22 protein-coding genes are annotated in these 25,484 nt (G+C 64.2%); 18 read left to right on the forward strand and 4 right to left on the reverse strand.

The genetic code is table 11. The features are described from left to right. Window positions 1-158: 158 nt before the first annotated feature. Window positions 159-1,292 carry a molecular chaperone DnaJ gene (gene dnaJ / locus CSQ95_RS07600; protein ID WP_034745985.1) on the forward strand — a complete coding sequence of 378 codons (1,134 nt, stop codon included), beginning with the start codon at window positions 159-161 and terminating at the stop codon, window positions 1,290-1,292. Window positions 1,293-1,428: 136 nt separating this feature from the next. Next, window positions 1,429-2,100, forward strand: a complete 672-nt coding sequence (can, locus tag CSQ95_RS07605; protein WP_034788731.1) for a carbonate dehydratase — start codon at window positions 1,429-1,431, stop codon at window positions 2,098-2,100. Between the two features lie 18 nt (window positions 2,101-2,118). Here can and CSQ95_RS07610 read toward each other — a convergent pair whose 3' ends face one another. Further along, window positions 2,119-2,604 carry a tetratricopeptide repeat protein gene (locus CSQ95_RS07610; RefSeq protein ID WP_099409052.1) on the reverse strand — a complete coding sequence of 162 codons (486 nt, stop codon included), beginning with the start codon at window positions 2,602-2,604 and terminating at the stop codon, window positions 2,119-2,121. Between the two features lie 211 nt (window positions 2,605-2,815). Between CSQ95_RS07610 and CSQ95_RS07615 the strand changes: the two genes are divergently transcribed. From CSQ95_RS07615 to CSQ95_RS07630, 4 genes are read left to right on the forward strand one after another with little or no spacing between them, the layout of a single operon-like run. Further along, window positions 2,816-3,700, forward strand: a complete 885-nt coding sequence (locus CSQ95_RS07615) for a TauD/TfdA family dioxygenase (RefSeq protein ID WP_099409053.1) — start codon at window positions 2,816-2,818, stop codon at window positions 3,698-3,700. Window positions 3,701-3,730: 30 nt separating this feature from the next. Then, window positions 3,731-4,756: an ABC transporter substrate-binding protein gene (locus CSQ95_RS07620; RefSeq protein WP_099409054.1), complete on the forward strand. Its 1,026-nt coding sequence runs from the start codon at window positions 3,731-3,733 to the stop codon at window positions 4,754-4,756. 1 nt (window position 4,757) lies between these two features. After that, window positions 4,758-5,603: an ABC transporter ATP-binding protein gene (locus CSQ95_RS07625; protein WP_070311703.1), complete on the forward strand. Its 846-nt coding sequence runs from the start codon at window positions 4,758-4,760 to the stop codon at window positions 5,601-5,603. Beyond that, a complete protein-coding gene (locus tag CSQ95_RS07630; protein ID WP_099409055.1) occupies window positions 5,600-6,472 on the forward strand; it encodes an ABC transporter permease in 873 nt (290 codons plus the stop codon). The genes CSQ95_RS07625 and CSQ95_RS07630 overlap by 4 nt, the downstream gene beginning before the upstream one ends. A gap of 14 nt (window positions 6,473-6,486) precedes the next feature. Here the strand turns inward: CSQ95_RS07630 and CSQ95_RS07635 are convergent, their stop codons facing one another. Then, window positions 6,487-7,374 carry an HTH-type transcriptional regulator ArgP gene (locus CSQ95_RS07635; RefSeq protein ID WP_099409056.1) on the reverse strand — a complete coding sequence of 296 codons (888 nt, stop codon included), beginning with the start codon at window positions 7,372-7,374 and terminating at the stop codon, window positions 6,487-6,489. A gap of 149 nt (window positions 7,375-7,523) precedes the next feature. On the opposite strand from CSQ95_RS07635, the gene CSQ95_RS07640 reads away from it, so the two are divergent. Next, a complete protein-coding gene (locus CSQ95_RS07640; RefSeq protein ID WP_099409057.1) occupies window positions 7,524-9,962 on the forward strand; it encodes a penicillin-binding protein 1A in 2,439 nt (812 codons plus the stop codon). A gap of 4 nt (window positions 9,963-9,966) precedes the next feature. Continuing rightward, window positions 9,967-10,590, forward strand: a complete 624-nt coding sequence (locus CSQ95_RS07645; RefSeq protein ID WP_070220436.1) for a trimeric intracellular cation channel family protein — start codon at window positions 9,967-9,969, stop codon at window positions 10,588-10,590. A gap of 23 nt (window positions 10,591-10,613) precedes the next feature. On the opposite strand, the gene gabD is transcribed toward CSQ95_RS07645, so the two are convergent. Further along, a complete protein-coding gene (gene gabD / locus CSQ95_RS07650; RefSeq protein ID WP_099409058.1) occupies window positions 10,614-12,068 on the reverse strand; it encodes an NADP-dependent succinate-semialdehyde dehydrogenase in 1,455 nt (484 codons plus the stop codon). Window positions 12,069-12,240: 172 nt separating this feature from the next. Here gabD and CSQ95_RS07655 point away from each other — a divergent pair, with 172 nt between their 5' ends. The 3 genes from CSQ95_RS07655 to CSQ95_RS07665 all read left to right on the forward strand — a co-directional run bounded on the left by CSQ95_RS07655 (window position 12,241) and on the right by CSQ95_RS07665 (window position 15,546). Beyond that, the gene (locus CSQ95_RS07655; RefSeq protein WP_099409059.1) at window positions 12,241-14,127 is read left to right on the forward strand and encodes a beta-propeller domain-containing protein; all 1,887 of its coding nucleotides are present in this window, start codon (window positions 12,241-12,243) and stop codon (window positions 14,125-14,127) included. Between the two features lie 64 nt (window positions 14,128-14,191). Then, window positions 14,192-14,743, forward strand: a complete 552-nt coding sequence (locus CSQ95_RS07660; RefSeq protein ID WP_257217981.1) for a sigma-70 family RNA polymerase sigma factor — start codon at window positions 14,192-14,194, stop codon at window positions 14,741-14,743. Further along, the gene (locus tag CSQ95_RS07665) at window positions 14,740-15,546 is read left to right on the forward strand and encodes a hypothetical protein (RefSeq protein WP_099409060.1); all 807 of its coding nucleotides are present in this window, start codon (window positions 14,740-14,742) and stop codon (window positions 15,544-15,546) included. Before CSQ95_RS07660 ends, CSQ95_RS07665 begins: the two co-directional genes overlap by 4 nt. Window positions 15,547-15,550: 4 nt before the next feature. Here the strand turns inward: CSQ95_RS07665 and CSQ95_RS07670 are convergent, their stop codons facing one another. Beyond that, window positions 15,551-16,696, reverse strand: coding sequence for an MFS transporter (locus CSQ95_RS07670; protein WP_099409061.1), 1,146 nt, complete (start codon window positions 16,694-16,696; stop codon window positions 15,551-15,553). Window positions 16,697-16,978: 282 nt separating this feature from the next. On the opposite strand from CSQ95_RS07670, the gene CSQ95_RS07675 reads away from it, so the two are divergent. The 7 genes from CSQ95_RS07675 (at window position 16,979) to CSQ95_RS07705 (ending at window position 25,326) form a co-directional block, all read left to right on the forward strand. Beyond that, on the forward strand, window positions 16,979-17,743 hold the full coding sequence (locus CSQ95_RS07675) for a gamma-glutamyl-gamma-aminobutyrate hydrolase family protein (protein ID WP_099409062.1): 765 nt from the start codon (window positions 16,979-16,981) through the stop codon (window positions 17,741-17,743). A gap of 54 nt (window positions 17,744-17,797) precedes the next feature. After that, window positions 17,798-19,168 (forward strand): glutamine synthetase family protein, encoded by a 1,371-nt coding sequence (locus CSQ95_RS07680; protein ID WP_035822563.1) that lies wholly within the window; start codon window positions 17,798-17,800, stop codon window positions 19,166-19,168. 11 nt (window positions 19,169-19,179) lie between these two features. Further along, the gene (locus CSQ95_RS07685; RefSeq protein ID WP_099409063.1) at window positions 19,180-20,640 is read left to right on the forward strand and encodes an aspartate aminotransferase family protein; all 1,461 of its coding nucleotides are present in this window, start codon (window positions 19,180-19,182) and stop codon (window positions 20,638-20,640) included. A 234-nt stretch (window positions 20,641-20,874) separates the two neighbouring features. Continuing rightward, window positions 20,875-22,023, forward strand: a complete 1,149-nt coding sequence (locus CSQ95_RS07690) for an ABC transporter ATP-binding protein (protein ID WP_099409064.1) — start codon at window positions 20,875-20,877, stop codon at window positions 22,021-22,023. A 7-nt stretch (window positions 22,024-22,030) separates the two neighbouring features. Continuing rightward, window positions 22,031-22,960, forward strand: a complete 930-nt coding sequence (locus CSQ95_RS07695) for an ABC transporter permease subunit (protein WP_099409065.1) — start codon at window positions 22,031-22,033, stop codon at window positions 22,958-22,960. Further along, the gene (locus CSQ95_RS07700) at window positions 22,957-23,808 is read left to right on the forward strand and encodes an ABC transporter permease (RefSeq protein WP_099409066.1); all 852 of its coding nucleotides are present in this window, start codon (window positions 22,957-22,959) and stop codon (window positions 23,806-23,808) included. Before CSQ95_RS07695 ends, CSQ95_RS07700 begins: the two co-directional genes overlap by 4 nt. A 30-nt stretch (window positions 23,809-23,838) precedes the next feature. After that, window positions 23,839-25,326 carry an aldehyde dehydrogenase gene (locus CSQ95_RS07705; protein ID WP_099409067.1) on the forward strand — a complete coding sequence of 496 codons (1,488 nt, stop codon included), beginning with the start codon at window positions 23,839-23,841 and terminating at the stop codon, window positions 25,324-25,326. Window positions 25,327-25,484 lie beyond the last annotated feature (158 nt).

Here is a 25,484-nt window from a genome sequence, read left to right on the forward strand (position 1 = left end):
TCTTGCGCTCCCATGAACCGGGGGCAGCCGGGCTGAACGCTACATCGCGGGATTAGCCGCGAAGACCGGCCGAGCCGAGTCGCTGCCCAGTGCAGCACTCGACTCGGCTTTTTCGTGTAATTTTTACATCAGTAGATAGACTGCAAGGTGCCGACAACATGGCAAAGCGTGATTTTTACGAGACACTCGGTGTCGCAAAAAATGCTTCGGAAGAAGAGATCAAAAAGTCTTACCGTAAACTGGCGATGAAATACCATCCGGACCGCAATCCGGATAGCAAAGAATCGGAAGAAAAGTTTAAGGAAGTCAAAGAAGCCTATGAGATGCTGACCAATCCGGAAAAGCGCGATGCGTATGACCGTTATGGTCACGCCGGCGTGGATCCGAACATGGGCGGCGGTGGCGGCTTCGGCGGCGGTGCTGGCGGCTTTGCCGACAGCTTCGGCGATATCTTCGGCGACATCTTTGGCGGTGGCGGTGGACGCAGCCGCAATGCGGGACCACAGGTGTACCGTGGCGCCGACTTGCGCTACAACCTGGAAATTACGCTGGAGCAAGCTGCGCACGGCTTCGACACGACCATTCGCGTGCCGAGCTGGGACAAGTGCGACACTTGTCATGGCAGCGGCGCCAAGCCGGGCACCTCGCCGACCACCTGCGGTACTTGCGGTGGCCACGGCCAGGTGCGCATGCAGCAAGGCTTCTTCAGCATCCAGCAAACCTGCCCGAAATGCCATGGCAGCGGCAAGGTCATCACCGACCCCTGCACGCCATGCGGCGGCGCCGGTCGCATCAAGCGCAACAAGACGCTGGAAGTCAAAATTCCAGTCGGTATCGACAACGGCATGCGTATCCGTTCGTCCGGCAACGGCGAACCGGGCACGAATGGCGGCCCGTCGGGCGACCTGTATGTGGAAATCCACATCAAGCCGCACGCCGTGTTCCAGCGCGAAGGCGACGACCTGCATTGCGAAATGCCGATCTCGTTCACCAAGGCAGCTTTGGGCGGCGAAATCGAAGTGCCTACCCTGAACGGCAAGGTGTCGTTCACGATCCCGGAAGGCACCCAGTCGGGCAAGACCTTCCGCCTGAAAGGCAAGGGCATCAAGGGCGTGCGTTCCGGTTACGCGGGCGACCTGTTCTGCCACGTGGCCATCGAAACACCCGTGAAACTGACGGAAAAACAGAAAGACCTGCTGCGCGACTTTGAAAAGTCGACGACCGAGGGCGGTGCCAAGCACAGTCCGCAAAGCAAGACCTGGAAGGACAAGGTCAAGGATTTTTTTGAGTAAGCACACGTAATACCATGCGCCGGGATGCTGAAACATCCCGGCGTTTTTTTCATCACGACTGAGAAATGTGCGCGCATCGCCGGCCTATGGGCGCGATCTGCGGCCAATTCAGTCGTACGCACACAATGGGAGCGATATGACCGAACAGAAAAATGGCCCGGCCCTGGCGGAACTGCTGCAGCGTAACCGCCGCTGGGCCGACTCGATGGTGGCGAAGGACCCAAACTTCTTCAAGAACCTGGAAGCGCAGACGTCGCCCGAATACCTGTGGATCGGCTGTTCCGACAGCCGCGTTCCCGCCAACGAACTGCTGGGCATGGCGCCTGGCGACGTGTTTGTACACCGTAATATCGCCAATGTGGTCGTGCATTCCGACCTCAATTGCCTGTCCGTCCTGCAATTTGCCGTGGACGTGCTGAAAGTCAAACATATCATCATCGTCGGCCATTACGGCTGCAAGGGCGTGCATGCGGCCATGACGGGCACGCGCATCGGCCTGGTCGACAACTGGCTGCGCCACGTGCAGGACGTGGGCCAGAAGCACGAGCGCTACCTGGGCGACGTGCTGACGAGCCGCCAGCGCGGCGACCGCCTGTGCGAACTGAACGTGGTCGAGCAAGTCTTGAACGTGTGCCAGACCACCGTCGTGCAAGATGCGTGGGAACGGGGCCAGGAACTCAGCGTCCATGGCTGGGTCTACGGCTTGAAGGATGGCTTGCTGAACGACCTCGAAGTGACGGTCACGGCCGGCCACGAGCTGGCGCCGCGTATGGCGACCCGCCTGGCCCGCTACGAAGCAATCGCGTAAGCGGCGCTGGCGCCGCGTCTATGGCGCGGCGCCTTCCAGGCGGCCCAGGTAATCGGCCGCCTCCCGCACGCCCTCCTGCGCCGCCTGGCGCAGCCAGGTTCTGGCCTGGGGAAGGTCCTGCGGCGTGCCCCGGCCTTCGGCCAGCGCCACGCCATAGTGATAGCGCGCCAGCCGCGCATAGGCGGCGTCATCGTTGGTATGGGCGCCGCGCCGCATCAGCGCCGTCGCCTGCGCCAGGTCCCTGGGCACGCCGATGCCCGTTTCATACAGCTGGGCCAGCCAAATCATCGAATACACATCGTTCCAGCGCCGGATGCAGTCTTCAAAGATGGCGACGGCCGCCGCATGGTCGCCCGTCTTGTCGGCCGCATAGCCGTATAAACACTTGATGCGCTTGTCGCTGTGCACATAGGCTTTGTAGCTGAGATCACTTTCATCCTGGCTGTCCTGGGCGTGGACGGGAACAGCGAACAGAACGGCGAGCATCAGGGCGTAGGTGCGCATGGTTTTCCTGGGCGATGGTTGAAGATTGGCAGACAAGCAAGTTGCGTGCTAGCTCCCTTTCCGGGCAAAGCCGGTGCCGCTGTGCCATTGCGTGACAGCGCCTGTTGCTGCATGGCGCAACGCGCCGCGCATATCCATAGCAGAAATGCTTCGTTTGCAGGATCGATGCGCAGGCATACAGTGGACTTCCCCAGACTCTAGTCGAGTTCCCATGTCGGCCGTCCTGAAATCCGCGTTTTCTTCCAGCCAGTTCCGCATCGAAACGTTCGACGCGCCGCTCGGCGCGCAAGTGCTGGGGCTGGACCTGTCGCAGCCGCTGTCGCTGGGCGACTTCCAGCGCCTGCACCACGCCCACCTCGACCATCATGTGCTGGTGTTCCGCGACCAGCGCATCACGCCGCAGCAGCAAGTCGATTTCAGCCGCCGCTTCGGCCCCCTGCAAATCCACGTGCTGCGCCAGTTCCAGCTGCCTACGCAGCCGGAAGTGCTGATCATCTCGAACATCGTCGAGGATGGCCAGCCCATCGGCCTGGGCGATGCGGGTCATTTCTGGCATTCCGACCTGTCGTACAAGGAAGTGCCCAGCCTCGGCTCCATGCTGCACGCGCAGGAGTTGCCGGACGAGGGCGGCGATACCGTGTTTGCCAACATGCACCTGGCCTGGGAAAGCTTGCCGGCCGCGCTGCGCCACGCCGTGCGCAGCGCCCGCGCCGAGCACAGCTATCTGAGCCAGTATGAGGAGTTGCGCCGCCGCAACCCATGGCGCCCCGCGCTGACGCAGGCGCAGATCGATGAAGTCAAACCCGTGACGCACCCCGTCGTGCGCGTGCATCCGGAAACGGGACGGCGTGCCCTGTTCGTCAGCGAACATTTCACCACGCGCATCGTCGGCTTGCCCGAGGACGAAAGCCGCGCCCTGCTCGACGAATTGTTCGTGCACAGCGTGCGCCCCGAGCATTTATATGTGCACCGCTGGCAGCCGCACGACCTGGTGTTCTGGGACAACCGCTCGCTGATGCATCTGGCGACGGGGTGTCCTCCAAACCAGCGTCGTAGGTTGTATCGCACGACTATCGAAGGCGATGCGCCGTACTGATTTTTGACCGTAGTTGACCAAGGAGTGTCCATGTTGCCGATCTTGCCCTTTTCCCGCCCGCGCCGTTTTCTCGCCGCCATCGCCATCGCCATGCTGTGCATGGCCATGCCCATGGCCCGGGCCGAAGGCCAGATCCGCATCGCGGGCCAGCACGGCATCACCTTCTTGTTGCTCAATATTGCGCAGGAACAAAAGCTGATCGAAAAGCATGGCAAGCAGCGGGGCGTCGACGTGAAAGTCGAGTGGATTACCCTGTCCGGCGGCCCCGCCATCAATGACGCTTTGTTGTCGGGCAATATCGATATCGCGGGGGCGGGCCTGGGGCCGCTGCTGACCATCTGGGACCGCACCAAGGGACGGCAGAACGTGCGCGGCGTGGCTTCGCTCGGTAATTTTCCCTACTATTTGATCAGCAACAACCCGAAGGTAAAAACCCTGTCCGACTTGACGGACAAGGACCGCATCGCCTTGCCCGCCGTCTCCGTTTCCGTCCAGGCGAGGATATTGCAGATGGCCGTGGCGAAGCAGTGGGGCGACAAGGAATTTGCCCGTCTGGATAAAATCACGCAAACCCTGCCGCATCCGGATGCGGCGGCGGCCATCATCGCCGGCGGCACGGAATTGAGCGGCCATTTCGGCAATTCGCCGTTCCAGGAGCAGGAACTGGCGCAGAATCCGAACGCCCACATCATCCTGAATTCGTATGACGTGCAGGGCGGACCCAGCTCGTCGACCCTGCTGTATGCGACGGAAAAGTACCGCAAGGACAATCCGAAGACGTACCGCGCCTTCATCGCCGCGCTGGCCGAAGCGGCGCAGTACGCGAGCAGCAATCCGCAGGGCGCGGCCGACATCTATATCAAGGTCAATAAAAGCAAGGTGGACCGTAATCTGCTGCTGAAAATCTTTGCCAATCCGCAAGTGCAATTCAAGATCGCGCCGCAAAACACCTATGGCCTGGCGCAATTCCTGCACCGCGTGAGTGCCATCCACAACCTGCCCGACAGCTGGCGCGATTACTTCTTTGACGACCCTGCCATCACGCAAGGAGGCTGACATGAATGCACCCGCTTTTCACCTGGTACGTCCTCCGCTTGCGCTGGAACCCTTGCTCAGTGTCAAACATGTCAGCCTGGAATACCGCACGGAACAGCGTACCGTGCGCGCCACGCATGACGTCAGTTTCGACGTGTTCCGCGGCGACCGTTTCGTGCTGCTGGGGCCATCGGGCTGCGGCAAGTCGTCCTTATTAAAAGCCGTGGCCGGCTTCATCGCGCCGCGCGCCGGCAGCATCGCCATGCAGGGCGTTCCTATCAGCAAGCCGGGGCCGGAGCGCGTCGTCGTGTTCCAGGAATTCGACCAGTTGCCGCCATGGAAGACCGTGCTGGAAAATGTCATGTTCCCCTTGCTGGCTAGCAAGCGGCTGGACAAGCAGGCGGCCCGCGAGCGCGCCCATCACTGGATCGCCAAGGTGGGCCTGGCCGGCTTTGAAGATGCCCATCCGCATACCTTGTCGGGCGGCATGAAGCAGCGGGTGGCCATCGCGCGCGCCCTGGCCATGCAGCCGGAAGTGCTGTTGATGGACGAGCCGTTTGCCGCGCTCGACGCTTTGACGCGGCGCAAGATGCAGGAAGAGCTGAGCCGCCTGTGGGAAGAGCTGCGTTTTACCCTCGTCTTCGTCACGCATTCGATCGAGGAAGCCTTGGTTGTCGGCAACCGCATCCTACTGCTGTCGCCCCATCCGGGCCGGGTGCGCGCCGAACTCAACAGCCATCAGTTCGGCTTGCACAGCGCGGGCAGTACGGAATTTCAGGCTGCCAGCCGCCGCATCCACGGCTTGCTGTTCGATGAGGAAGTTGTTCCTGTTCCGCAAGCAGCTGGCGCGCAGCGGGAGGCCGTATGAGCGCGCTGCTGGAGCCGCCCATCCGCCAGGAATTCGTCTATGCGGCACCGCCGCCCGCCGGCGTCACCGTCGAGCGGCCATTGTCGCGCTGGCAGCGCTGGAGCCAGCACGCGCTGTGGCGCAAGGCTGTCATTTTGCTCAGCCTGGCCCTGCTGTGGGAAGGGGCGGCGCGCTGGACGCAGAACGATTTATTGCTGCCCAGCTTTATCCAGACGGCGCAGGCGTTTATCGGCGGCATCGCCAACGGAGAATTGCTCACGCGCACGGCCGCGTCCCTCGTCGTCTTGCTGCAAGGCTATGCGGTGGGCGTGCTGGCCGCCTTCGTGCTGACCTTGCTGGCAGTATCGAGCCGCATCGGGCGCGACGTGCTGGAAACCCTGACGGCCATGCTCAACCCCTTGCCGGCGATCGCCCTGCTGCCGCTGGCCCTGCTGTGGTTCGGCCTGGGACGCGCCAGTTTGATCTTCGTCATCGTCCATTCCGTGATGTGGCCGCTGGCCCTGAACACGTATGCGGGATTCCAGGGCGTGCCGGAGACCCTGCGCATGGCGGGCCGCAACTACGGCTTGAACGGCTTGCGCCTGGTGCTGCACATCCTCGTGCCGGGCGCCTTGCCGTCCATCGTTTCGGGCTTGAAGATAGGCTGGGCGTTCGCCTGGCGCACCCTGATCGCGGCCGAGCTGGTATTCGGCACCACGTCGGGGCAGGGCGGCCTGGGCTGGTACATCTTCCAGAACCGCAACGAGCTGTACACGGACAAGGTGTTTGCGGGCCTGGCGGCCGTCATCGTCATCGGTTTAATCGTGGAAAACATCGGCTTTCGCACCCTGGAGCGCGTCACCTTGAAACGCTGGGGCATGCAGCGGTAGTTATCTGACCATACTTATTTCAGGATCTTGCGCGCCGCCGCGATGATTTGCCGCGACAGCTGCTCCATGCGCGGCGACTGCACCTTCCACGTGTGCCAGTACAGGGCCACGTCGGCCGGGGTCTTGGGCGTGAGCATTTCCACGAGTTCGCCATCCGTGTTCGCTTTCAGCAGCAATTCCGGCACCATGCCGTAGCCAAGGCCGTAGCGGATAGCGTTGAAGTGCGAGGTGGCGCCCGGCACGTAATGGCAGGGGTAGGCGCCTTCGGGCAAGCCCAGCGCCTCTAGCAGAAACGACGACTGCAGGGTGTCCTTGCGCGTGTAGGCGACCACGGGCGCCGTGCGCGCCGCCTTGCGCGTCAGCCCGTGCGCAAACCACTGCTGGCGGAACGCTTGTGTGGCCACCAGCCAGTAGCGCATCACGCCCAGCGGCTCGGCCGTGCAGCCGCGCATGGGTTTGGCTTCCGTGCTGATGCAGCCGATGGCCATGCCCGTCTCCAGCAAGGTATACGTGTGGTCCTGGTCTTCCACGGTCAGGTCCAGCAGCACGCGTTCGCGTATCAACACCTCGGACAGGGCCGGGAAGAACCACGTGCCCATCGAATCCGCGTTCAGCGCCAGCACCAGGGTCAGCGGGGCATCCTGCTGCACCGCCAGCTCCGCCTGCAAGTCCGCTTCCAGCAGCTTGGCCCGCTTCAGATACTGCATCAGGCGCTGGCCCATGCGCGTGGCGCGCGCGGGACGGCTGCGTACGATCAGCGCATTGCCGAGCTGGCTTTCCAGCGCCCGCACCCGCTGCGAAATGGCCGGCGACGTCAGGTGCAGCCGCAGCGCCGCCTGCTCGAAACTGCCCGTTTCGACGACGGCGCGGAACGCTTCCGTGTGCTTGGGATTGAGATCCATGACCGATGCCTTACATAAGAAAAATTTATCAATACTAAATAATACTTACTTTTCATAAGGATGGGTGTGTTGCAGTGCACAATGCCTCTTTGATGGAGTGCAGCGTACGCGTATGCAGCGCGGCCTCCTGGCAGCAAGGGAATACCACCATGGAAGCACAAGCGCAAGATACAAAACCCCGCAAGCCGTCATCGAAACTGGCGCGCAAGCTGAAATTCGGCCTGGGATTGACCCTGGGCCTGGGCTTGTCCGCAGCGCTGGCGGGCGGCTGGTGGCTGCGCCAGGCATGGCAGGACTTGCCGCCCGTCGAGCACCTGGCCCAGTACAAGCCCGCGCTGCCGCTCCGCATTTTCTCCAGCGAAGGCGAGCTGCTGGCCGAATATGGCGAAGAGCGCCGCGAGTTCCTGCCCCTGAAGGAGATCCCGCTGCGCATGCGCCAGGCCCTGCTGGCCATCGAGGATGCGCGCTTCTACGAGCATGGCGCCGTCGACTTTTATGGCTTGACGCGCGCCACCCTGGCCAACGTCGTCACGGGCCACCATGCGCAGGGCGCCAGCACCATCACCATGCAGGTGGCGCGCGACTTTTTCCTGTCGCGCGAAAAGACCGTGCAGCGCAAACTGACGGAGATGCTGCTCGCCTACAAGCTGGAACAGCACTACGGCAAGGACAAGCTGCTGGAACTGTACATGAACCAGATTTATCTGGGCGAGCGCTCCTACGGCTTTTCCGCCGCTTCGAACATCTATTTCGACAAGCCGCTGGCCGACGTCAGCATCGCGGAAGCGGCCATGCTGGCCGGCTTGCCGAAAGCGCCGTCGGCCTACAACCCCGTCGCCAATCCGCAGCGCGCCACCGTGCGCCAGCATTACATCCTGCAGCGCATGCGCGAACTCGGCTACATCACGCCAGCCGAATACGACGCGGCCGTGGCGGAAAAACTGGCCCTGAACAAGGACCGCAACAGCTCCGTGCACGCAGCCGCGTATGCGGTCGAGGAAGCGCGTCAGCTGATCGTGCAAAGCTATCCCGAAGGCGCCTACAGCATGGGCCTGGACGTGACGACCACCATCCGCATGGCGCCGCAGCGGGCGGCCGACAAGTCGCTGCGCGATGGGCTATTGAACGCGCAGGCGCGGCGCGGCTATCGCGGCCCGGAAGCGCGCCTGGCCGCCTCCGCAGACAGCGTGGCGCGCCAGCTGGCCGCCTACCCGGACAGCGGAGAAGTGCGCGCCGCCCTGGTGCGCAAGGTAGAGACGAGCGGCAAGCGCCAGCTGACGGCGCAGCTGCGCAATGGCGACGAGATCGTGCTGACGGCATCGGACGCGCGCCTGGGCGGCAAGCTGCCGCTCGACGGCAAGCGCGCCATCGTTGAAAACAGCGTCATCCGCGTGGTGCACGACGCGGCGAAAAAGCGCTGGCTCGTGAGCCAGCTGCCCGAGATGGAAGGCGCGCTCATTTCCGTCGAGGCGCACAGCGGCGAAATCGTCGCCATGGCGGGCGGCTTCGATTTCTACCGCAACCACTACAACCACGCCATGCAGGCCTACCGCCAGCCCGGTTCCAGCTTCAAGCCCTTCGTGTATTCGGCGGCGCTGGAAAAGGGCTATTTTCCCGGCACGGCCGTGGACGATACGCAGCGCCTGCTGCTGCCGCGGGAAACGGGGGCGCAGCCGTGGCGTCCGCGCAATTACGGCAACAACTATGAAGGCTTCATCAGCGTGCGGCGCGGCCTGGTGCGCTCGAAAAACCTCGTCGCCGTCAGCCTGATGCAGGCGGCGGGGCCCGGCTACGTGCAGCACTACGCCACGCGCTTCGGCTTCGAGGGCGCGCGCAATCCCGTCTCGCTGCCGCTGGCGCTGGGCGCGGGCGCCGTCACGCCGCTGCAGCTGGCGCAATCGTATGCCGTGTTCGCCAACGGCGGCGTGCAGATGCCGCCAAAGCTGATCAAGGAAGTGCGCAGCCGCAGCGGCGCGGTGCTGTTTTCCGACGCGGCACCGCGCGCCAAGGGCGAGCCAGCGCCGGGCACGCAGGTGATCTCCACGCGCAATGCCTACGTCATGGACAGCATGCTGCGCGACGTCGTCAAGAGCGGCACGGGACGCGGCGCGCTGGCGCTGGGACGCGGCGACGCGGCCGGCAAGACGGGCACTTCGAACAATGCGTATGACGCCTGGTTCGCCGGTTATTCCTCAGGCCTCGTCTCCGTCGTCTGGCTAGGCTACGACCAGCCCAAGAGCCTGGGCAACGCCACCGGGGGGACGCTGGCGCTGCCCGTCTGGCGCGATTACATGCAGGTGGCCGTGCAGGGCCGCCGCGAGCAGGTGCTGGCCGAACCGCCTGGCCTGGCCCTGCTCGATGGCGACTACGTGTATGCCGAATACCTGGCCGGCGACTGCCTGAAGGATAACTTCGCCTTTATCCACAGCAGCGTCGGCTGCGGCAGCGGCGGTGCCGATACGCGCATGGCGCACGGTGAAGCTGGCGCTGGCGGCGATGGCGGCTCCGGCACGGGCACGAATGAAGCGCGCACCCTGAGCGAAGCGCGCGAACGCGAACAAATTCTCAAATCATTTTCGGAAGAGTAAGACCATGCTGTTATATACGATCTACCTGGTGGCGATTGTCGCCGAAGCGATGTCCGGCGCCATCATGGGCATGCGGCGCGGCATGGATTTGTTCGGCATCTGCATGATCGGCACCGTCACGGCGCTCGGTGGCGGCACCGTGCGCGACGTGCTGCTGGGGCACTACCCGCTGGGCTGGATCGCGCATCCCGAATACCTGTTGTTTACCATCGGCGCGGCCATTGTGACGGCCTTTGTCGCGCGCTATCTGCACCATCTGCGCGCCATCTTTTTGCTGGTCGACGGCCTGGGCCTGGTGGCGTTTTGCGTGATCGGCTGCGACATCGCCATGTCGGCCAAGATGCACCCTGCCATCGTCGTGCTGGCGGGGATGATCACGGGCGTCTTCGGCGGCCTGCTGCGCGATATCCTGTGCAACCAGATTCCCCTCGTACTGCAGCGCGAAGTGTATGCCACCGTGGCCCTGTTTACGGGCGCCCTGTATGTCGGCCTGCTGCACTTCAAGGTCGACAGCTCCGTGGCGCAGCTGTCGTCCATCGGCGCGGGCTTTTTGTTCCGCTTCCTGGCCTTGCACTTCGAGTGGCGCCTGCCGAATTTCAACGGTGACCGGATCCGGGGATTCGAATAGCGGCGGCGCCGTCGGGCATATCGTTAAATACCGCCCATGCAGATGTATTTGATGACCAGGTAATCGTCGATCCCGTACGACGATCCCTCCCGGCCCAGGCCCGACTGCTTGACGCCGCCGAACGGCGCCACTTCCGTCGAGATCAGCCCCGTGTTCACGCCCACCATGCCGGATTCCAGGCCTTCGGCGACCTTCCAGATGCGGCCGATGTCGCGCGAATAGAAATAGGACGCCAGGCCGAATTCCGTGTTGTTGGCCAGGGCGATGACTTCCTCGTCCGTCTTGAAGCGGAACAGGGGCGCCAGCGGCCCGAACGTCTCTTCGCTGGCCACCAGCATGTCGCTCGTCACGTCGGCGATCACGGTGGGCTGGAAGAAGTTGTGGCCCAGCGCATGGCGCTTGCCGCCCAGTAGCAGGCGCCCGCCCTTGGCCAGTGCGTCGGCCACGTGCTGCTCCACTTTTTTTACGGCCTTTTCCTCGATCAGCGGCCCCTGCGTGACGCCTTCGTCGGCGCCGTTGCCCACCTTGAGTTTTTGCACGGCCGTCACCAGCTTTTGCGCAAAGGCCTCGTACACGCCATCCTGCACGTACAGCCGGTTGGCGCACACGCAGGTCTGGCCCGCGTTGCGGTATTTCGAGGCGATGGCGCCTTCCACTGCCGCATCCAGGTCGGCGTCGTCGAAGACGATGAACGGCGCATTGCCGCCCAGTTCCAGCGACAGCTTTTTGATCGTCGGCGCGCACTGGCGCATCAGCATGCGGCCCACTTCCGTCGATCCCGTGAAACTGAGCTTGCGCACGAGGGGATTGGACGTCATCTCATCGCCGATCTCCTGCGACGAGCCCGTGATGACATTGAACACGCCCGCAGGCACACCCGCGCGTTCGGCCAGCACGGCCAGCGCCAGCGCGGAAAACGGCGTCATGCCGGCCGGCTTGACGAGCATCGGGCAGCCGGCCGCCAGCGCCGGTCCTGCCTTGCGCGTGATCATCGCGGCCGGGAAGTTCCAGGGTGTGATGGCGGCGCACACGCCGATCGGCTCCTTCGTCACGACGATGCGCCGGTCCGGCCACGGCGACTGCAGGGTGTCGCCCGCGACGCGCTTGCCTTCTTCGGCGAACCATTCGATGAAGGAGGCGGCGTATTGCACTTCGCCTTTGGCTTCGAGCAAGGGCTTGCCCTGTTCCGCCGTCATGATCAGCGCCAGGTCGTCCGCGTTTTCCAGTATCAGGTCATTCCAGCGGCGCAGCACGGCCGCGCGGTCCTTGGCCGTCTTCTTGCGCCAGGCGGGCCAGGCGGCGTTGGCAGCGCTGATGGCGTTCCTTGTCTCCTGCGTGCCCATCACGGGCACATGGCCGATCACTTCACCCGTGGCGGGATTGCGGACGTCGGCGTGCTGGCCGCCGTCGGCATCGAGCCATAGTCCGTTCAGGTAGCATTGCTGGCGTAGCAGCGCGGGGTCTTTCAGTGTGAGCATGGCAGACTTTCAGCAGTGGTTGCGTGATCGTCCATGGTAGTCCTTTTTGCCGGGCGCACGATTGCGTCCCATGTGCGGCGTCTGGCCTTCAAAAATAGTTGACCATTTTTAACCCCGTTTCGCCGCGCATGCCGTTTCATGGTCATTACCCCAATCAACCGGAGCAGAAGCGATGTCCAGCGCCCACAAGATCATATTGATGCTGTCCCTGCTGCTGTCGGCAGGCAGCCATGCCGCCGGCACGGCGCCGCGCAAGACCCTGGCGCCGTTCGCCAGCGAGCAGGCCTTGAGCAGCTACCTGCAGCAACTGCAGGCGCGCCAGGCGGCGCTGCAAAGGGAGCAGCAGAAACTGCAGCGCGCCACGGTGCAGTCCATGTCAGCGCCGCCCGCTCCTCCCGCGCCGATGGCGGCCAAGGCGGCCCCCGCGCCATCGGCAGAAGCGACGGAATCCGTCACCAATGTGCAGACGGCGGGCGTGGACGAAGGCGGCATCGTCAAGCTGCACGGCAAGCATCTGGTGATGCTCCGGCGCGGCAAGCTGTTCACCGTGCAGGTGGGCGGCAATGCCCTGCAGCCCGTCGCCTCGCTCGACGCGTTCGCGCCGGGCAGCGACCCGTCCGGCAGCTGGTATGACGAGATGCTGATCGATGGCGACACGGTGGTGGTGATCGGCTACAGCTACAGCCGTGGCGGCACGGAGATCGGCGTGTTCGACATCGGTGCGGATGGCAAGCTGGCCTATCGCGCCACGTATCACTTGCGCTCCAACGATTATTATTCGTCGCGCAATTACGCGAGCCGCCTGGTCGGCGGCAAGCTGGTGTTCTATTCGCCCCTGTCGCTGAATTTGCGCCGGGGCGACCCGTTCGGCGGCTTTCCCGCGCTGCGCCGCTGGCGTCCCGACGCCGTGCCGTCCGACTTCAAGCGCATCGCGCCGGCCACGCGCATCTACCGCACCGATGAAGAACCCGAACCGGGCTTTGGTCTGACCCTGCATACGGTCACCGTGTGCGACCTGGCGCACCGCGACATGCGCTGCGAAGCGACGGCCGTGATGGGACCGCAGGGGCGCGTGTTTTATGTGTCGGGCGAATCCGTTTTCGTGTGGACCACGCGCCGGGGCAGCGACTCGGGCGTGTTCCGCATTCCCCTCGACGGCTCGGCGCCCAGCGCCCTGAAGGTGGCTGGCGCGCCCGTCGACCAGTTCTCGTTCCTGGAAAGCAGCGATGGCCACCTGAACGTCCTGCTGCGCGCCGAGGGCCAGGGCGACGCCATGTGGGATGGCGCGCGGGGGCGTGGCGACATGGCCCTGCTGCGCGTGCCATTGGCGTCGTTTTCCGATGGCCGCGACAGTGCGCCGGCCGGCAGCTACAAGCCGCTGCCCGGCGGTGGCAGCTACGGCTTGCAGAACCGCTACGTGGGGCCCTATCTGTTGTACGGCAATCCGGGCAATGCGGGACGCCGCAAGGCCGACCAGGCCTGGCCCCGCCAGCCCCTGTATGCACTGCGCTGGGCCGATGCGGGCAGCGTGCAAGCCTTGTCGCTGCCGCACGGCGTGGAGCGCATCGAGGCGCTGGGCAATGACGCCGTGGTGATCGGCGCCCAGGGCAGGGATCTGCACTTCAGCACCATCGGTCTGGGGGCGCAGGCGGCGGTCGCCACGCGCTACATCCGCGCCGATGCGGCGCAGGGCGAGTCGCGCAGCCACGGCTTTTTCTACAAGCCGCAAGCGGCCGGCGAGGGCATGATCGGCCTGCCCATCCTGGCCGCGGACGAGCGGCCTGGCCTCAACAAGTCAGCCGCCTCCGTCCTGTATCTGCGCAACAGCGGCTTGCAATTGACGGAACTGGGTGCGCTGGCGGCGCGGTCCGGCCAAACGCCGGACGATGGCTGCCGCGCCTCCTGCGTGGACTGGTACGGCAATGCGCGCCCCTTGTTCCTGCAGGGCCGGGTCTTCGCTTTGCTCGGCTATGAATTGGTGGAAGGGGCGCTCAGGGATGGACAGATCCGCGAAGTACGCCGCATCAGCTATGCGCCCATTGCGTCCACTGTACGCTGAAGGCGTAGCGAAATTGCCGCTGCCGCGTAGTTCGGCTACACTGGTCCGCATGCCTGACACTTTATTGACCGCGACGGATGAAGACCTGATGCTGCGCTACAGCGCAGGCGACCTGCCGTCGTTTCGCGAACTGTACCGGCGCCATAGCCAGGGCCTGTACCGCTTCGTGGCCTGGCGTTCGCCGCGCCGCGCGTGGGTGGACGAGATCGCGCAGGACGCGTGGGCCAGCCTGCATGCGGCGCGCGCCGGCTACCAGCCGCAGGCGGCGTTCCGCACCTATCTGTACCAGATCGCGCGCAACCGCCTGATCGACATCCTGCGCCAGCGGGAAGGGCATGAACAGGAGGAAACGGGCGAACTGGCGGACGAGGGCGCGTCGCCGCCGCAATCGCTGGAGCAGAAACAGCAGCACGCGCGGCTGCATGCGGCCATCGCCGCGCTGCCGGCGGAACAGAAGGAAGCGCTGGTGCTGCAGCAGTTCAGCGGCATGAGCATCCTCGAGATCGCCGCGGTGACGGGGGCGGAAGCGGAAACCGTCAAGAGCCGGCTGCGCTACGCCATGCAGAAATTGCGCGCGGGCTTGGACAGCGCCGCTGGCGCGGGAGGACAGGCATGAATACGCACAATCACGACGAACCGAATGACGAGGAATTGACCGCGCTGCTGGCCAGCCTGCCGCAGCCGGCGCCTTCCAGCGCGCTCGATGCGGCCATCCTGGCCGACGCGGAAAAAGCCTTGCACCAGCCGGCAGCGGCCAATGACAGCGCCGATGGCGTGCTGCGCACTCTGCCGGCCAAGAAATCACCGGACTACCTGCAGCGCTGGCGCGTTCCGCTGGGGCTGGCCGCTGCCGTGCTGCTGACGGTAAACCTGATCGGCGTGGACTGGTTCGGATCGAAGCCGGCGCAGTTTCCCGTGGTCGGGGAACCGGTCACGCAGGAGGTGATGCGGGAAGCCGCACCGGCCGCTGCACCTGCGATTGAGTCCGCGCCACCGCCGCCGGCACCGCGCGCCATGGCCAAGGCGGCACCGAGGCCGCCGGTGCAGGCCGAGCCGGTAGCAGCCGTGCCGTCAGCACCTCCGCTGGCGGCGACCGTACCCGTGGCTCCTCCTGCGCCGCCGCCACCACCGGCGCCTGCTGCGGCAATCGAGCAGCAAGCCGCCATGCAGGCCGAGGCCAGCCTGCAGCGTCAGGCGCCGGTGCAGCGCGCGCTGGCCATGCCCGCTCCCGTGGCGGCCCGCTCCGCGCCGCTGCCGCCGCCCGCAAAGCTCGACGCTTCCGTGTGGCTGGTGAAGATCGACGCCCTCTTGAAGGCGGGCGAAGGCGCGCTGGCGCAGGAAGAGTGGACGGCGTTCCGGCAGGCGTATCCCGACTACCCGGTGGCCGAGGAGCTGCGGCAGCGGCTGGAAAAGAAATAGCGCGTTACACGATCCCTTTCCTGCGTTCCCACACGGCGCTGCCGACGAAAATGGCGCAGCACACCCACATCACGGCCGGCAGGGCGTTTACGCCCGCCGATTGCATCAGGACGCCCGTCAGCAGGGGGCCGCCGCCGCTCGTGATACCCCAGGTAGCGTTGACGATGGCGCTGGCGCTGGTCAGCGACAGCCCCGTAAACCGCTCGCCGCAGGCCACCAGCGCCAGCATGTAGATGCCGCCCGCGGCCGCGCCCAGCAACAGCAGCAAGGTCCACCACAGCCATGGCGTGCCGACGGCGAACGGCAGCAGCGGCAGCAGCAGGCAGACGGCCACGCCGCAGCCCGCGTGCACCCTGGCGCGGCCGAAACGGTCGGCCATCCAGCCCAGCGCGAATTGCAGGCCCGTGTCGCCCACCAGCACCACGGTGGCCGACAGCAGGGCCAGGTCCGTGCCGATGCCGTGCTCCATCGCATACAGCGGCAGCAAGCTCAATGCCAGCGTGTCGAACAGGGCGAAGAAGGCGGCACCGAGCACGATCATCGGCATGCGCGGCAGGATCAGGGTCCATTGCACGCCGTGTTCTTGCGGCTCCTTTTCCGGGCCGCTGTTCGAGATCAGCATCAGGCCCGGCACGGCCAGCAAAAACAGCAGGCCGCAGGCGGCGAAGCTCCACGCAATCTTGTCGTTGAAGAGGGCCACGAGGGCGGGGCCGATCAGCTGGAAGAAGGTAAAACTGGTGGTGTACATGGCCACTACGCGCCCGCGCGAATTATCGGGCGCCAGGCGGTTGATCCACGCTTCGCCGATGGTAAACAGCACGCCCATGGCGCCGCCGAACAGGAAACGCAGCACGCTCCACGCCAGCAGTTGGTCGCTGAACTGCATGGCGATCGTCGCCAGCGAGGCCACCCAGACGGCGCCCAGCATGGTGGCGCGCGCACCGAAACGCCCCACCCAGCCCGAGACGAACGGCGAGGCGGCCAGGATGCCGAGGGCGCTGACGGCCGTGATCATGCCGATGATGTCCGTGCCCACGCCGCGCTGGTGCAAGGTCAAGGCGGTGAGCGGCATGGTGGCGCCCAGGCCCAGGCCGACCACGCCGATGCTGACCACGAGGGCGAAGAAGTCGCGCCACGGCATGGTCTTCATGGCTGCCCCCGCAAGGGATAAAAGGTGTTCGGAATGGCGGAAAAACGGTATGGATGCATGGGAAAGTAGGCAACTGTGCCTGCGGCGCTGGTGTTTGGCACCGGACGGGCATATGATGATTTTAATAAAGGCAATATTGCAAAGCCGTAGTGTAGGCGATATGCGCCGCCGCTGGCCACGTCCATCGGTGTGGCCGACTCTACCGGCTCTGCTGTACAGTGAAGCGAGCGGCAGCGCTGTCTTGGCGCTGTCATTGGATCGTCACGCCAGCGAGGTAGCACTATGCGCCGTCCCATCGTTCTCGTTCCCGCCTGCCAGCGCCAGCTGGGCAGCCACGCCTGGCACATGGCGCAGGACAAATACCTGCACGCCGTGCTGCGCGGCGCCGGCTGCATGCCGCTGCTGCTGCCGGCCCTGGGCGCCGATGCCGACCTGGAAGCGGCGCTGCGGATCGCCGACGGCGTCATGCTGACCGGTTCCGCCTCGAACGTCGACGCGCGCCTGTATGGCGAAGAGATTCTGCATCCCGAGCTGCCGCAGGACCCCGCGCGCGACGCCACCACCTTGCCCCTGATCCGCGCCGCGCTGGCGCGCCAGCTGCCGCTGCTGGCCATCTGCCGCGGCTTCCAGGAAGTCAACGTGGCCCTGGGCGGCAGCCTGCACCAGGCCGTGCAGGCGGTGCCGGGCATGATGGACCACCGCGAGAACGTGCTCGATCCGCTGGCGCGCCAGTATGCGCCCGCACACCGCATCAAGCTGATGCCCGACGGCATGCTGTCACGGTTGCTGGGCGGCGAGAGCGAAATGATGGTCAATTCCCTGCATGGCCAGGGCATCGCCCGGCTGGCCGATGGCCTGCTGGTGGAAGCGCTGGCCGACGACGGCCTGGTAGAAGCGTACACGGTGGCCAGCGCCGCCGGCTTTGCGCTGGCCGTGCAATGGCATCCCGAATGGCAGGTCGAGGAAAATCCGCAGTCCATGCGGCTGTTCGGCGCCTTCGGCCAGGCTTGCCGCGATTACCAGGAGCAGCACAGAAAGACAGAATGACAGGCGCACCGCCCGCAGTACGCGGTGTTTGATCAAGACCAGCGAGAGGGAAACATGGCAATACGCGAAAATTTCACCTATACGGATATGGATTTGTGGCTCAATGAAAAGCGCGTCACGGAAATCGAATGCCTGGTCCCCGACTTGACGGGCGTGGCGCGGGGGAAGATCCTGCCGCGCGGGAAATTCACCCAGGAGCGCGGCATGCGCATTCCGGAAGCGGTACTGGGTATGACGGTGACGGGCAATTATCCGGTCGACGATGGCGGCTATGACCGCGCCATTTCCAGCACCGACCGCGACATGATTTTAAAGGCCGATCCCACCACCATCACCATGGTGCCCTGGGCTACGGACCCCACCGCGCAAGTCATCCACGACTGCTATTTTGCCGATGGCGCGCTGGTCGATTTTGCTCCCCGCTCCGTGCTGCGGCGCGTGCTGAAACTGTATGCGGACAAGGGCTGGAAGCCCGTGGTGGCGCCGGAGCTGGAGTTCTACCTGACGGCGAAAAACACGGACCCCGATTTGCCATTGAAACCGCCCATCGGGCGCAGCGGCCGGGCCGAGACGAGCCGCCAGGTGTACAGCATCGACGCCGTCAACGAATTCGATCCGCTGTTCGAGGACATCTACGATTACTGCGAACTGATGAACCTTGACGTCGATACCCTGATCCACGAAATCGGCGCGGGACAGATGGAAATCAACTTCCTGCATGGCGATCCGCTGGGGCTGGCCGACAAGGTCTTCTTCTTCAAGCGCACCTTGCGCGAAGCGGCGTTAAAACACGATATGTACGCCACCTTCATGGCCAAGCCCATGGCGGGCGAGCCGGGTTCCGCCATGCACGTGCACCAGAGCGTCGTCGATGCGAAGACGGGCCTGAACATCTTCAGCAACGAGGACGGTTCGGCCGCGCCCATCTTCAAGCATTACATCGCGGGCCTGCAGCGCTACATGCCGTCGGCCATGGCCATCGTCGCGCCCTACGTGAATTCCTACCGCCGCATCGTGCGCCACACGGCCGCGCCGATCAACATCCAGTGGGGCCTGGACAACCGCACGGTGGGCTTCCGCGTGCCCGAGTCGGGCGTGCAGGACCGCCGCGTGGAAAACCGCATCATCGGCGCCGACGCGAATCCCTACCTGGCCCTGGCCGTCACCCTGGCCTGCGGCTACCTGGGCATGACGGAACAGCTGGAAGCGACGCCGATGATGGTGGGCAGCGCCTATGACATGAAATTCGAGCTGCCGCAAGGCTTGCCCGAGGCCCTGCAGCTGCTGCGCGCGGAAGACAAGCTGCGCACGGTGCTGGGCGAGCGCTTCATCGACGTGTATGCGGCCATCAAGGACCTGGAGCACCAGGAATTCATGACCGTCATCAGTCCGTGGGAGCGCGAACACCTGTTATTACACGTTTAAAAGGAACACGCATGAGCACATCCAACAATCCGCTGGCGCCGAGCGCCGCTTTTGTATCCTCCGTGGCGCAGAAAAACGCGATGCCGCAGGTGTACGACACGGCCGCCATCCAGAAAATGGATACGGCCCATTACCTGCACCCGTTCACCGATTTTCAGGACCTGGCATCGAAAGGCGCCAGGGTGATGGTGCGCGGCGACGGCGTCTACCTGTGGGATAGCCAGGGCAAGAAGATCGTCGACGGCATGTCGGGCCTGTGGTGCGTCAACGTGGGCTACGGCCGCACGTCGATTTCGCAAGCCGTGTACCGGCAGATGGAGACGCTGCCCTTTTATAACAGCTTCTTTGGCACGACGAACGTGCCGGCCGCGCAGCTGGCCGCCAAGCTGGCGCAAATATCGCCGCCGCAGTTCCAGCACGTGTTCTTCACCAGTTCCGGCTCGGAAGGCAACGACACGAATTTGCGCATGGTGCGCCGCTACTGGGATATCCTCGGCTACAAGGAGCGCCACACCATCATCAGCCGCCATAACGCCTATCACGGCAGCACGGTGGCGGGAGCATCGCTGGGCGGCATGGATGGCATGCATGCGCAGGGCGGCTTGCCGATACCGGGCATCGCGCATATCGGCCAGCCCAATTACCTGGAGTCGGGCCACGGCTTGTCTCCGGAAGCCTTCGGCCTGAAGGCGGCTGGCTGGCTGGAAGACAAGATCCTCGAAATCGGCGCCGACAAGGTTGCCGCCTTCATCGGCGAACCGGTGCAGGGCGCCGGCGGCGTCATCATCCCGCCATCGACCTACTGGCCCGAGGTCCAGCGCATCTGTGACAAGTACGGCATCTTGCTCATCGCCGATGAAGTCATCTGCGGCTTCGGCCGACTGGGGCGCTGGTTCGGCTCCGAGCTGTTCGGCATCAAGCCCGACCTGATCACCTTTGCCAAGGGCGTCACCTCGGGCTACGTGCCCCTGGGCGGCGTGCTGGTGGGCGACAGGGTGGCCAAGGTATTGATCGAGCGGGGCGGCGAATTCACGCACGGTTTCACGTATTCGGGCCACCCCGTGGCCTGCGCGGCCGCGCTGGAAAACATCCGCATCATCGAGGAAGAGCAGCTGGTGGCCAAGGTGGCCGACGACACGGGGCCGTACCTGAAGCAGTGCTTCGCCAGCCTGGGCGAGCATCCGCTGGTCGGCTATGCGGACAGCTGCGGCCTGGTCGCGGGCCTGAACCTGGTGCGCCGCAAGGGCGCCACCGTGCACGACAACGAGCTGTTCGACGAGGGCCAGGGCGTGGGCATGATCTGCCGCGGCCATATGTTCGACAACGGCGTCATCATGCGCGCCGTGGGCGAGCGCATGATCGTCGCCCCGCCCCTGGTCATGACGCGGGCGCAGATCGATGAGATGGTGGCGCTGATACGGCTGTGCCTGGACAAGACATATGACGAGGTGAAGGCGAAGGGCTGGGTGTAGGTTCTGGCTGAACCCAAACGCAAGAATACCGGGGTCAGACCCGCCGGGGGAATACGTCCCGGTGGGACGTATTCCGATCGCGAAGCGACTGACCCCGGATTTCTGCTGAATGCGCCACAGAAATCATAATTTTCACAGCACATGCGGGTGAGTTCCGCTAAACTTCCATCCTGGCCGCTCTTGTAGTGGCCAGTTTTTCATTTTGACACCCTCTTACCCAGAAGCTACCCACACATGACGATAGCAACACCTGCCGCGTCGGCCAGCGACGCCCAAGCGCCTTTCTTGCTGATTGATCAGCTGGTCAAGGAATTCGATGGCGTGCGCGCCGTCGATGGCATTTCCGTGACGATCAACAAGGGCGAGATCTTCGCCCTGCTGGGCAGTTCAGGCTGCGGCAAGTCGACCCTGCTGCGCATGCTGGCCGGTTTCGAGACGCCGACCTCGGGGCGCATCGCCCTGGCGGGCAACAGCATCGTCGACGTGCCGCCGCACCAGCGGCCCATCAACATGATGTTCCAGTCGTACGCGCTGTTCCCCCACCTGTCCGTGTGGGACAACATCGCTTTCGGCCTGCGCCGCGACGGCTTGCCGAAAGCGGAAGTGGCGGCGCGGGTCGAGCAGATGCTGGCGCTGGTGCAGCTGGGCCAGTACGCGAAGCGCAAGCCGCACCAGCTGTCGGGCGGGCAGCAGCAGCGCGTGGCGCTGGCGCGCAGCCTGGCCAAGCGTCCGCAGTTGCTGCTGCTCGACGAGCCGCTGGGCGCGCTCGATAAGAAACTGCGCGAACGCACGCAGATGGAACTGGTCAACATCATCGAGCAGGTGGGCGTGACGTGCGTGATGGTCACGCACGACCAGGATGAAGCCATGAGCATGGCCACGCGCATCGCCGTCATGAGCGAAGGGCGCATCCTGCAGGTGGGCGCGCCCGGTGAAATCTACGAGACGCCGAATTGCCGTTTCGTCGCCGACTTCATCGGCAGCGTCAACCTGTTCGATGGCCGCATCTCGGAAGACGAACCTGATCACGTGGTCATCGACACGCCCGACGGCCGCCACTATGTCGCGCATGGCATCACGGGCAATCTGGGCATGGATGTCTCGGTGGCCGTGCGCCCCGAAAAGATCGGCATCCAGACCGAACCGCCCGCCTTGGAAGAACGGGCTTCGCCAGCGGAACACGGCTACAACTGCGCCAAGGGCGTGATTGTCGCCATGGCGTATTTTGGCAATGAAACGAGCTACCACGTGCGCCTCGACAGCGGCACGGTGGTGAAAGTCTCGCGCACCAACGCGGCCCGCCACGACGCCGCGCGCCTCGAGCGCGAGCAGCGCGTGTGGGTGTGGTGGGACGGCGCCGACATCGTCGTGCTGACCAGCTGAGGCCACCATGACGTCCATTTTGCAATCGCTGCGCAAGCTCGTCACCCTGCGTTGGGTCACTGGGCGCAACGCCGTCATCGCCGTGCCCGCGTTGTTCCTGACGGCCGCCTTTTTGATACCGTTCCTGATCGTGCTGCGCATCAGCCTGTCCGACATGGATACGGCGGGCAGCCCGTTCGGCGGCCTGCTGTCGTATGTCGACGGTATCGTCGTGCTGAAGGTGAAAATCGCCAACTACCTGTTCATCGCCGCCGACGAACTGTATCTGCTCACCTACCTCAGTTCCATCAAGTACGCGGCCATCACCACGGCCATCTGCCTGTTCATCGGCTACCCGTTTGCCTACTTCATGGCGCGCGCCAGGCCATCGATCCGCCCCGTGCTGATGATGCTGGTGATGCTGCCGTTCTGGACTTCGTTCCTGCTGCGCGTGTATGCGTGGAAGGGCATCCTGGCCAACCACGGCTTGCTCAACGATCTCTTGATCGCGCTGGGCGTGGTGCAGGAACCGCTGCACATGATGAATACCTCGTTCTCGCTGGTGGTCGGCATGGTGTACGCCTATCTGCCGTTCATGATCCTGCCCCTGTACGCGAACCTGGTGAAAATGGACGTGCGCTATCTGGAAGCGGCGGCAGACCTGGGCGCCACGCCTTTGCAGGCGTTCTGGCGCATCACCGTGCCCCTGTCGAAGTCGGGCATCATCGCCGGCGCCATGCTGGTGTTCATTCCGTCCGTGGGCGAATACGTGATTCCCGAGCTGCTGGGCGGCCCGGAAACCCTGATGATAGGCCGGGTGCTGTGGGATGAGTATTTCACCAATAACGACTGGGCCATGGCTTCGTCCGTGACGGTGCTGGTGATCCTGCTGATCCTCGTGCCGATGGCCATTTTTAACAAATACAAGACCGACCAGGACGCGGAGGAGCGCACATGAACGGACGTACCTTCCTGCAGCGCTGGTTCGGGCGCGGCTGGCTCTCGCTGGGCTACCTGTTCCTGTACCTGCCCATCATCGTGCTGATCGTTTTCTCGTTCAACAGCTCGCGCCAGGACATGGTGTGGAGCGGCTTCTCGCTGCGCTGGTACAGCGAGTTGATGAGCGATGCGGAGATCATCTCGGGTTTCGGTTTATCCCTGAAGATCGCCTTCATGTCGGCCACCTCGTCCGTCATCCTCGGCACGTTTGCCGCCTTTGCCTTGAGCAGTTACCAGCGCTTCCGCGGCCGCACAGTGTTTTCCGCCATGGTCAGCGCGCCCTTGGTGATGCCGGAAGTGATCATCGGCCTGTCCCTGCTGCTGATGCTGGTGTCCATGCAAAAGGTCTTCGGTTTTCCCGAGCGGGGCATGCTGACCATCTGGCTCGGTCACACCTTGCTGGGCATGGCGTATGCGGCCGTGGTGGTGCAATCGCGCCTGCAGGAAATGAGCAAGTCGCTGGCAGAAGCGGCCATGGACCTCGGTTGCCGCGCGCACCAGGTGTTCTTCCTCGTGACCCTGCCGAACATCACGCAGGCACTGGCATCAAGCTGGCTGCTGACGTTTACCCTGTCGCTGGACGACGTGGTGCTGTCGGCCTTCCTGTCCGGCCCCGGTTCGACGACGATGCCGCTGGTGATCTTTTCGCGCGCGCGCCTGGGGCTTGACCCGCGCGTGAACGCCATCGCCGCGCTGACCATTCTCGTCGTGACGCTGGCCGTGATCGCGTATGCCGTGATGCTGGCGCGCGCCGACCGCAGACGCCGCAAGCAGATGTCTGCGGCGTATTCGGCGGACCAGGAGTAAGCTGTTTGTAAACTGACACAGGAGACGACCATGACGGAAAACACCAGCTGGCATGCACGGGCCGCGGAGATCAATATCGATGGGCGCGCCTTCATCAACGGCGAACGGGTCGCGGCCAAGTCCGGCCAGACCTTCGACAATCTGTCGCCCATCGACGGGCGTCAGCTGGGGCAGGTGGCCCGCTGCGACGGCGCCGACGTGGAGGCGGCCGTGCAGGCCGCGCGCGCCGCTTTTGACGACCGCCGCTGGGCCGGTAAATCGCCGGCGCAGCGCAAGCGGGTATTGATCAAGTTCGCCGACCTGGTGCAGAAATACGGTCCCGAGCTGGCCCTGCTGGAAACCCTGGACATGGGTAAACCGATCAAGTACAGCCAGAGCGTGGACGTGGGCGCCACGGCCAACTGCCTGCGCTGGTATGGCGAGGCGATCGACAAGGTCTACGATGAAATCGCGCCGACACCGGCCAACAGCCTGGCCCTGATCACGCGCGAACCGGTGGGCGTCGTCGCCGCCATCGTGCCGTGGAATTACCCGATGATCATGGCCGCCTGGAAGATCGCGCCCGCCCTCGCGGCCGGCAACAGCGTGATATTGAAGCCGTCTGAAAAATCGCCGTTGACGGCGCTGCGCCTGGCCGACATCGCGCTGGAAGCGGGCGTGCCGGCGGGCGTCTTCAACGTGTTGCCAGGCTACGGCAACGAGGCCGGCGCTGCGCTGGCGCTGCACATGGACGTCGATTGCATCGGCTTTACGGGTTCCACGCGCACGGGGAAACTGATCGTGCAGATGGCGGGCCAGTCGAATCTGAAACGGGCGTGGACGGAACTGGGCGGCAAGTCCGCCAACATCGTGTGTGCCGATTGCCCTGACCTGGACAAGGCCGTGGCTGCCGCCGTCGGCTCCATTTTCTTCAACCAGGGCGAAAGCTGCAACGCGCCCTCGCGCCTGTTCGTGGAAGAATCGATCAAGGAAGAGTTTATCGCCAAGGCGCTGGCCATGCTGCCCCGCTTCCAGCCGGGCGACCCGCTCGATGAAGCCACCATCATGGGCGCTATCGTCGACGCCACGCAGATGCAAACAGTGATGGGCTATATCGCGTCCGGCAAGAGCGAAGGCGCACAGCTGCTCGGCGGCGGCGAGGCCGTGCGCGTAGATTCGGGCGGCTATTACGTGCAGCCGACCATCTTCGGCGTGGACGCCGGCATGACGATCGCGCGCGAAGAGATCTTCGGGCCCGTCCTGTCCGTGCTGGGCTTTACGGATATCGCCGAAGCCATCCAACAGGCCAACGCCACGCCCTACGGCTTGCAGGCGGCCGTGTGGACCTCGGACATCAGCAAGGCCATCCAGACGGCGCGCGCCCTGCGCGCGGGCACCGTGCACGTCAACCAGTACGACGGCGACGACATTACTGTGCCGTTCGGCGGCTACAAGCAGTCGGGCAACGGGCGCGACAAGTCATTGCACGCACTGGACAAGTACACGGAGCTGAAGACGACGTGGATACAGGTGGGATAATTTCTATAAGGGTACTTAAAAGGGCTAATTAAAGGTATTTTCGGCTTAAAATAGTCCTTTTAGGTGCTATTAAATTTTTCATGGCGCTGCACTTGCTAAAATTTGGATCGTATAAGTGCTAATTTAAGGATAAACTGAACATAATTAGCTACTATAAG

Origin of the sequence: Janthinobacterium sp. BJB304, from assembly GCF_002735765.1 — a bacterium.
Classification (GTDB): Bacteria; Pseudomonadota; Gammaproteobacteria; order Burkholderiales; family Burkholderiaceae_D; genus Janthinobacterium.

What these genes read in the sequence shown, in the direction of transcription:
- gabD (WP_099409058.1), bottom strand. Translation starts at nt 12,068, where the DNA reads ATGCTCACACTGAAAGACCCCGCGCTGCTACGCCAGCAATGCTACCTG.
- CSQ95_RS07680 (WP_035822563.1), top strand. Translation starts at nt 17,798, where the DNA reads ATGGCAATACGCGAAAATTTCACCTATACGGATATGGATTTGTGGCTC.
- CSQ95_RS07645 (WP_070220436.1), top strand. Translation starts at nt 9,967, where the DNA reads ATGCTGTTATATACGATCTACCTGGTGGCGATTGTCGCCGAAGCGATG.
- CSQ95_RS07700 (WP_099409066.1), top strand. Translation starts at nt 22,957, where the DNA reads ATGAACGGACGTACCTTCCTGCAGCGCTGGTTCGGGCGCGGCTGGCTC.
- CSQ95_RS07665 (WP_099409060.1), top strand. Translation starts at nt 14,740, where the DNA reads ATGAATACGCACAATCACGACGAACCGAATGACGAGGAATTGACCGCG.
- CSQ95_RS07695 (WP_099409065.1), top strand. Translation starts at nt 22,031, where the DNA reads ATGACGTCCATTTTGCAATCGCTGCGCAAGCTCGTCACCCTGCGTTGG.
- CSQ95_RS07635 (WP_099409056.1), bottom strand. Translation starts at nt 7,374, where the DNA reads ATGGATCTCAATCCCAAGCACACGGAAGCGTTCCGCGCCGTCGTCGAA.
- CSQ95_RS07655 (WP_099409059.1), top strand. Translation starts at nt 12,241, where the DNA reads ATGTCCAGCGCCCACAAGATCATATTGATGCTGTCCCTGCTGCTGTCG.
- CSQ95_RS07615 (WP_099409053.1), top strand. Translation starts at nt 2,816, where the DNA reads ATGTCGGCCGTCCTGAAATCCGCGTTTTCTTCCAGCCAGTTCCGCATC.
- CSQ95_RS07640 (WP_099409057.1), top strand. Translation starts at nt 7,524, where the DNA reads ATGGAAGCACAAGCGCAAGATACAAAACCCCGCAAGCCGTCATCGAAA.
- can (WP_034788731.1), top strand. Translation starts at nt 1,429, where the DNA reads ATGACCGAACAGAAAAATGGCCCGGCCCTGGCGGAACTGCTGCAGCGT.
- CSQ95_RS07630 (WP_099409055.1), top strand. Translation starts at nt 5,600, where the DNA reads ATGAGCGCGCTGCTGGAGCCGCCCATCCGCCAGGAATTCGTCTATGCG.
- CSQ95_RS07670 (WP_099409061.1), bottom strand. Translation starts at nt 16,696, where the DNA reads ATGAAGACCATGCCGTGGCGCGACTTCTTCGCCCTCGTGGTCAGCATC.
- dnaJ (WP_034745985.1), top strand. Translation starts at nt 159, where the DNA reads ATGGCAAAGCGTGATTTTTACGAGACACTCGGTGTCGCAAAAAATGCT.
- CSQ95_RS07685 (WP_099409063.1), top strand. Translation starts at nt 19,180, where the DNA reads ATGAGCACATCCAACAATCCGCTGGCGCCGAGCGCCGCTTTTGTATCC.
- CSQ95_RS07610 (WP_099409052.1), bottom strand. Translation starts at nt 2,604, where the DNA reads ATGCGCACCTACGCCCTGATGCTCGCCGTTCTGTTCGCTGTTCCCGTC.
- CSQ95_RS07690 (WP_099409064.1), top strand. Translation starts at nt 20,875, where the DNA reads ATGACGATAGCAACACCTGCCGCGTCGGCCAGCGACGCCCAAGCGCCT.
- CSQ95_RS07625 (WP_070311703.1), top strand. Translation starts at nt 4,758, where the DNA reads ATGAATGCACCCGCTTTTCACCTGGTACGTCCTCCGCTTGCGCTGGAA.
- CSQ95_RS07705 (WP_099409067.1), top strand. Translation starts at nt 23,839, where the DNA reads ATGACGGAAAACACCAGCTGGCATGCACGGGCCGCGGAGATCAATATC.
- CSQ95_RS07620 (WP_099409054.1), top strand. Translation starts at nt 3,731, where the DNA reads ATGTTGCCGATCTTGCCCTTTTCCCGCCCGCGCCGTTTTCTCGCCGCC.
- CSQ95_RS07675 (WP_099409062.1), top strand. Translation starts at nt 16,979, where the DNA reads ATGCGCCGTCCCATCGTTCTCGTTCCCGCCTGCCAGCGCCAGCTGGGC.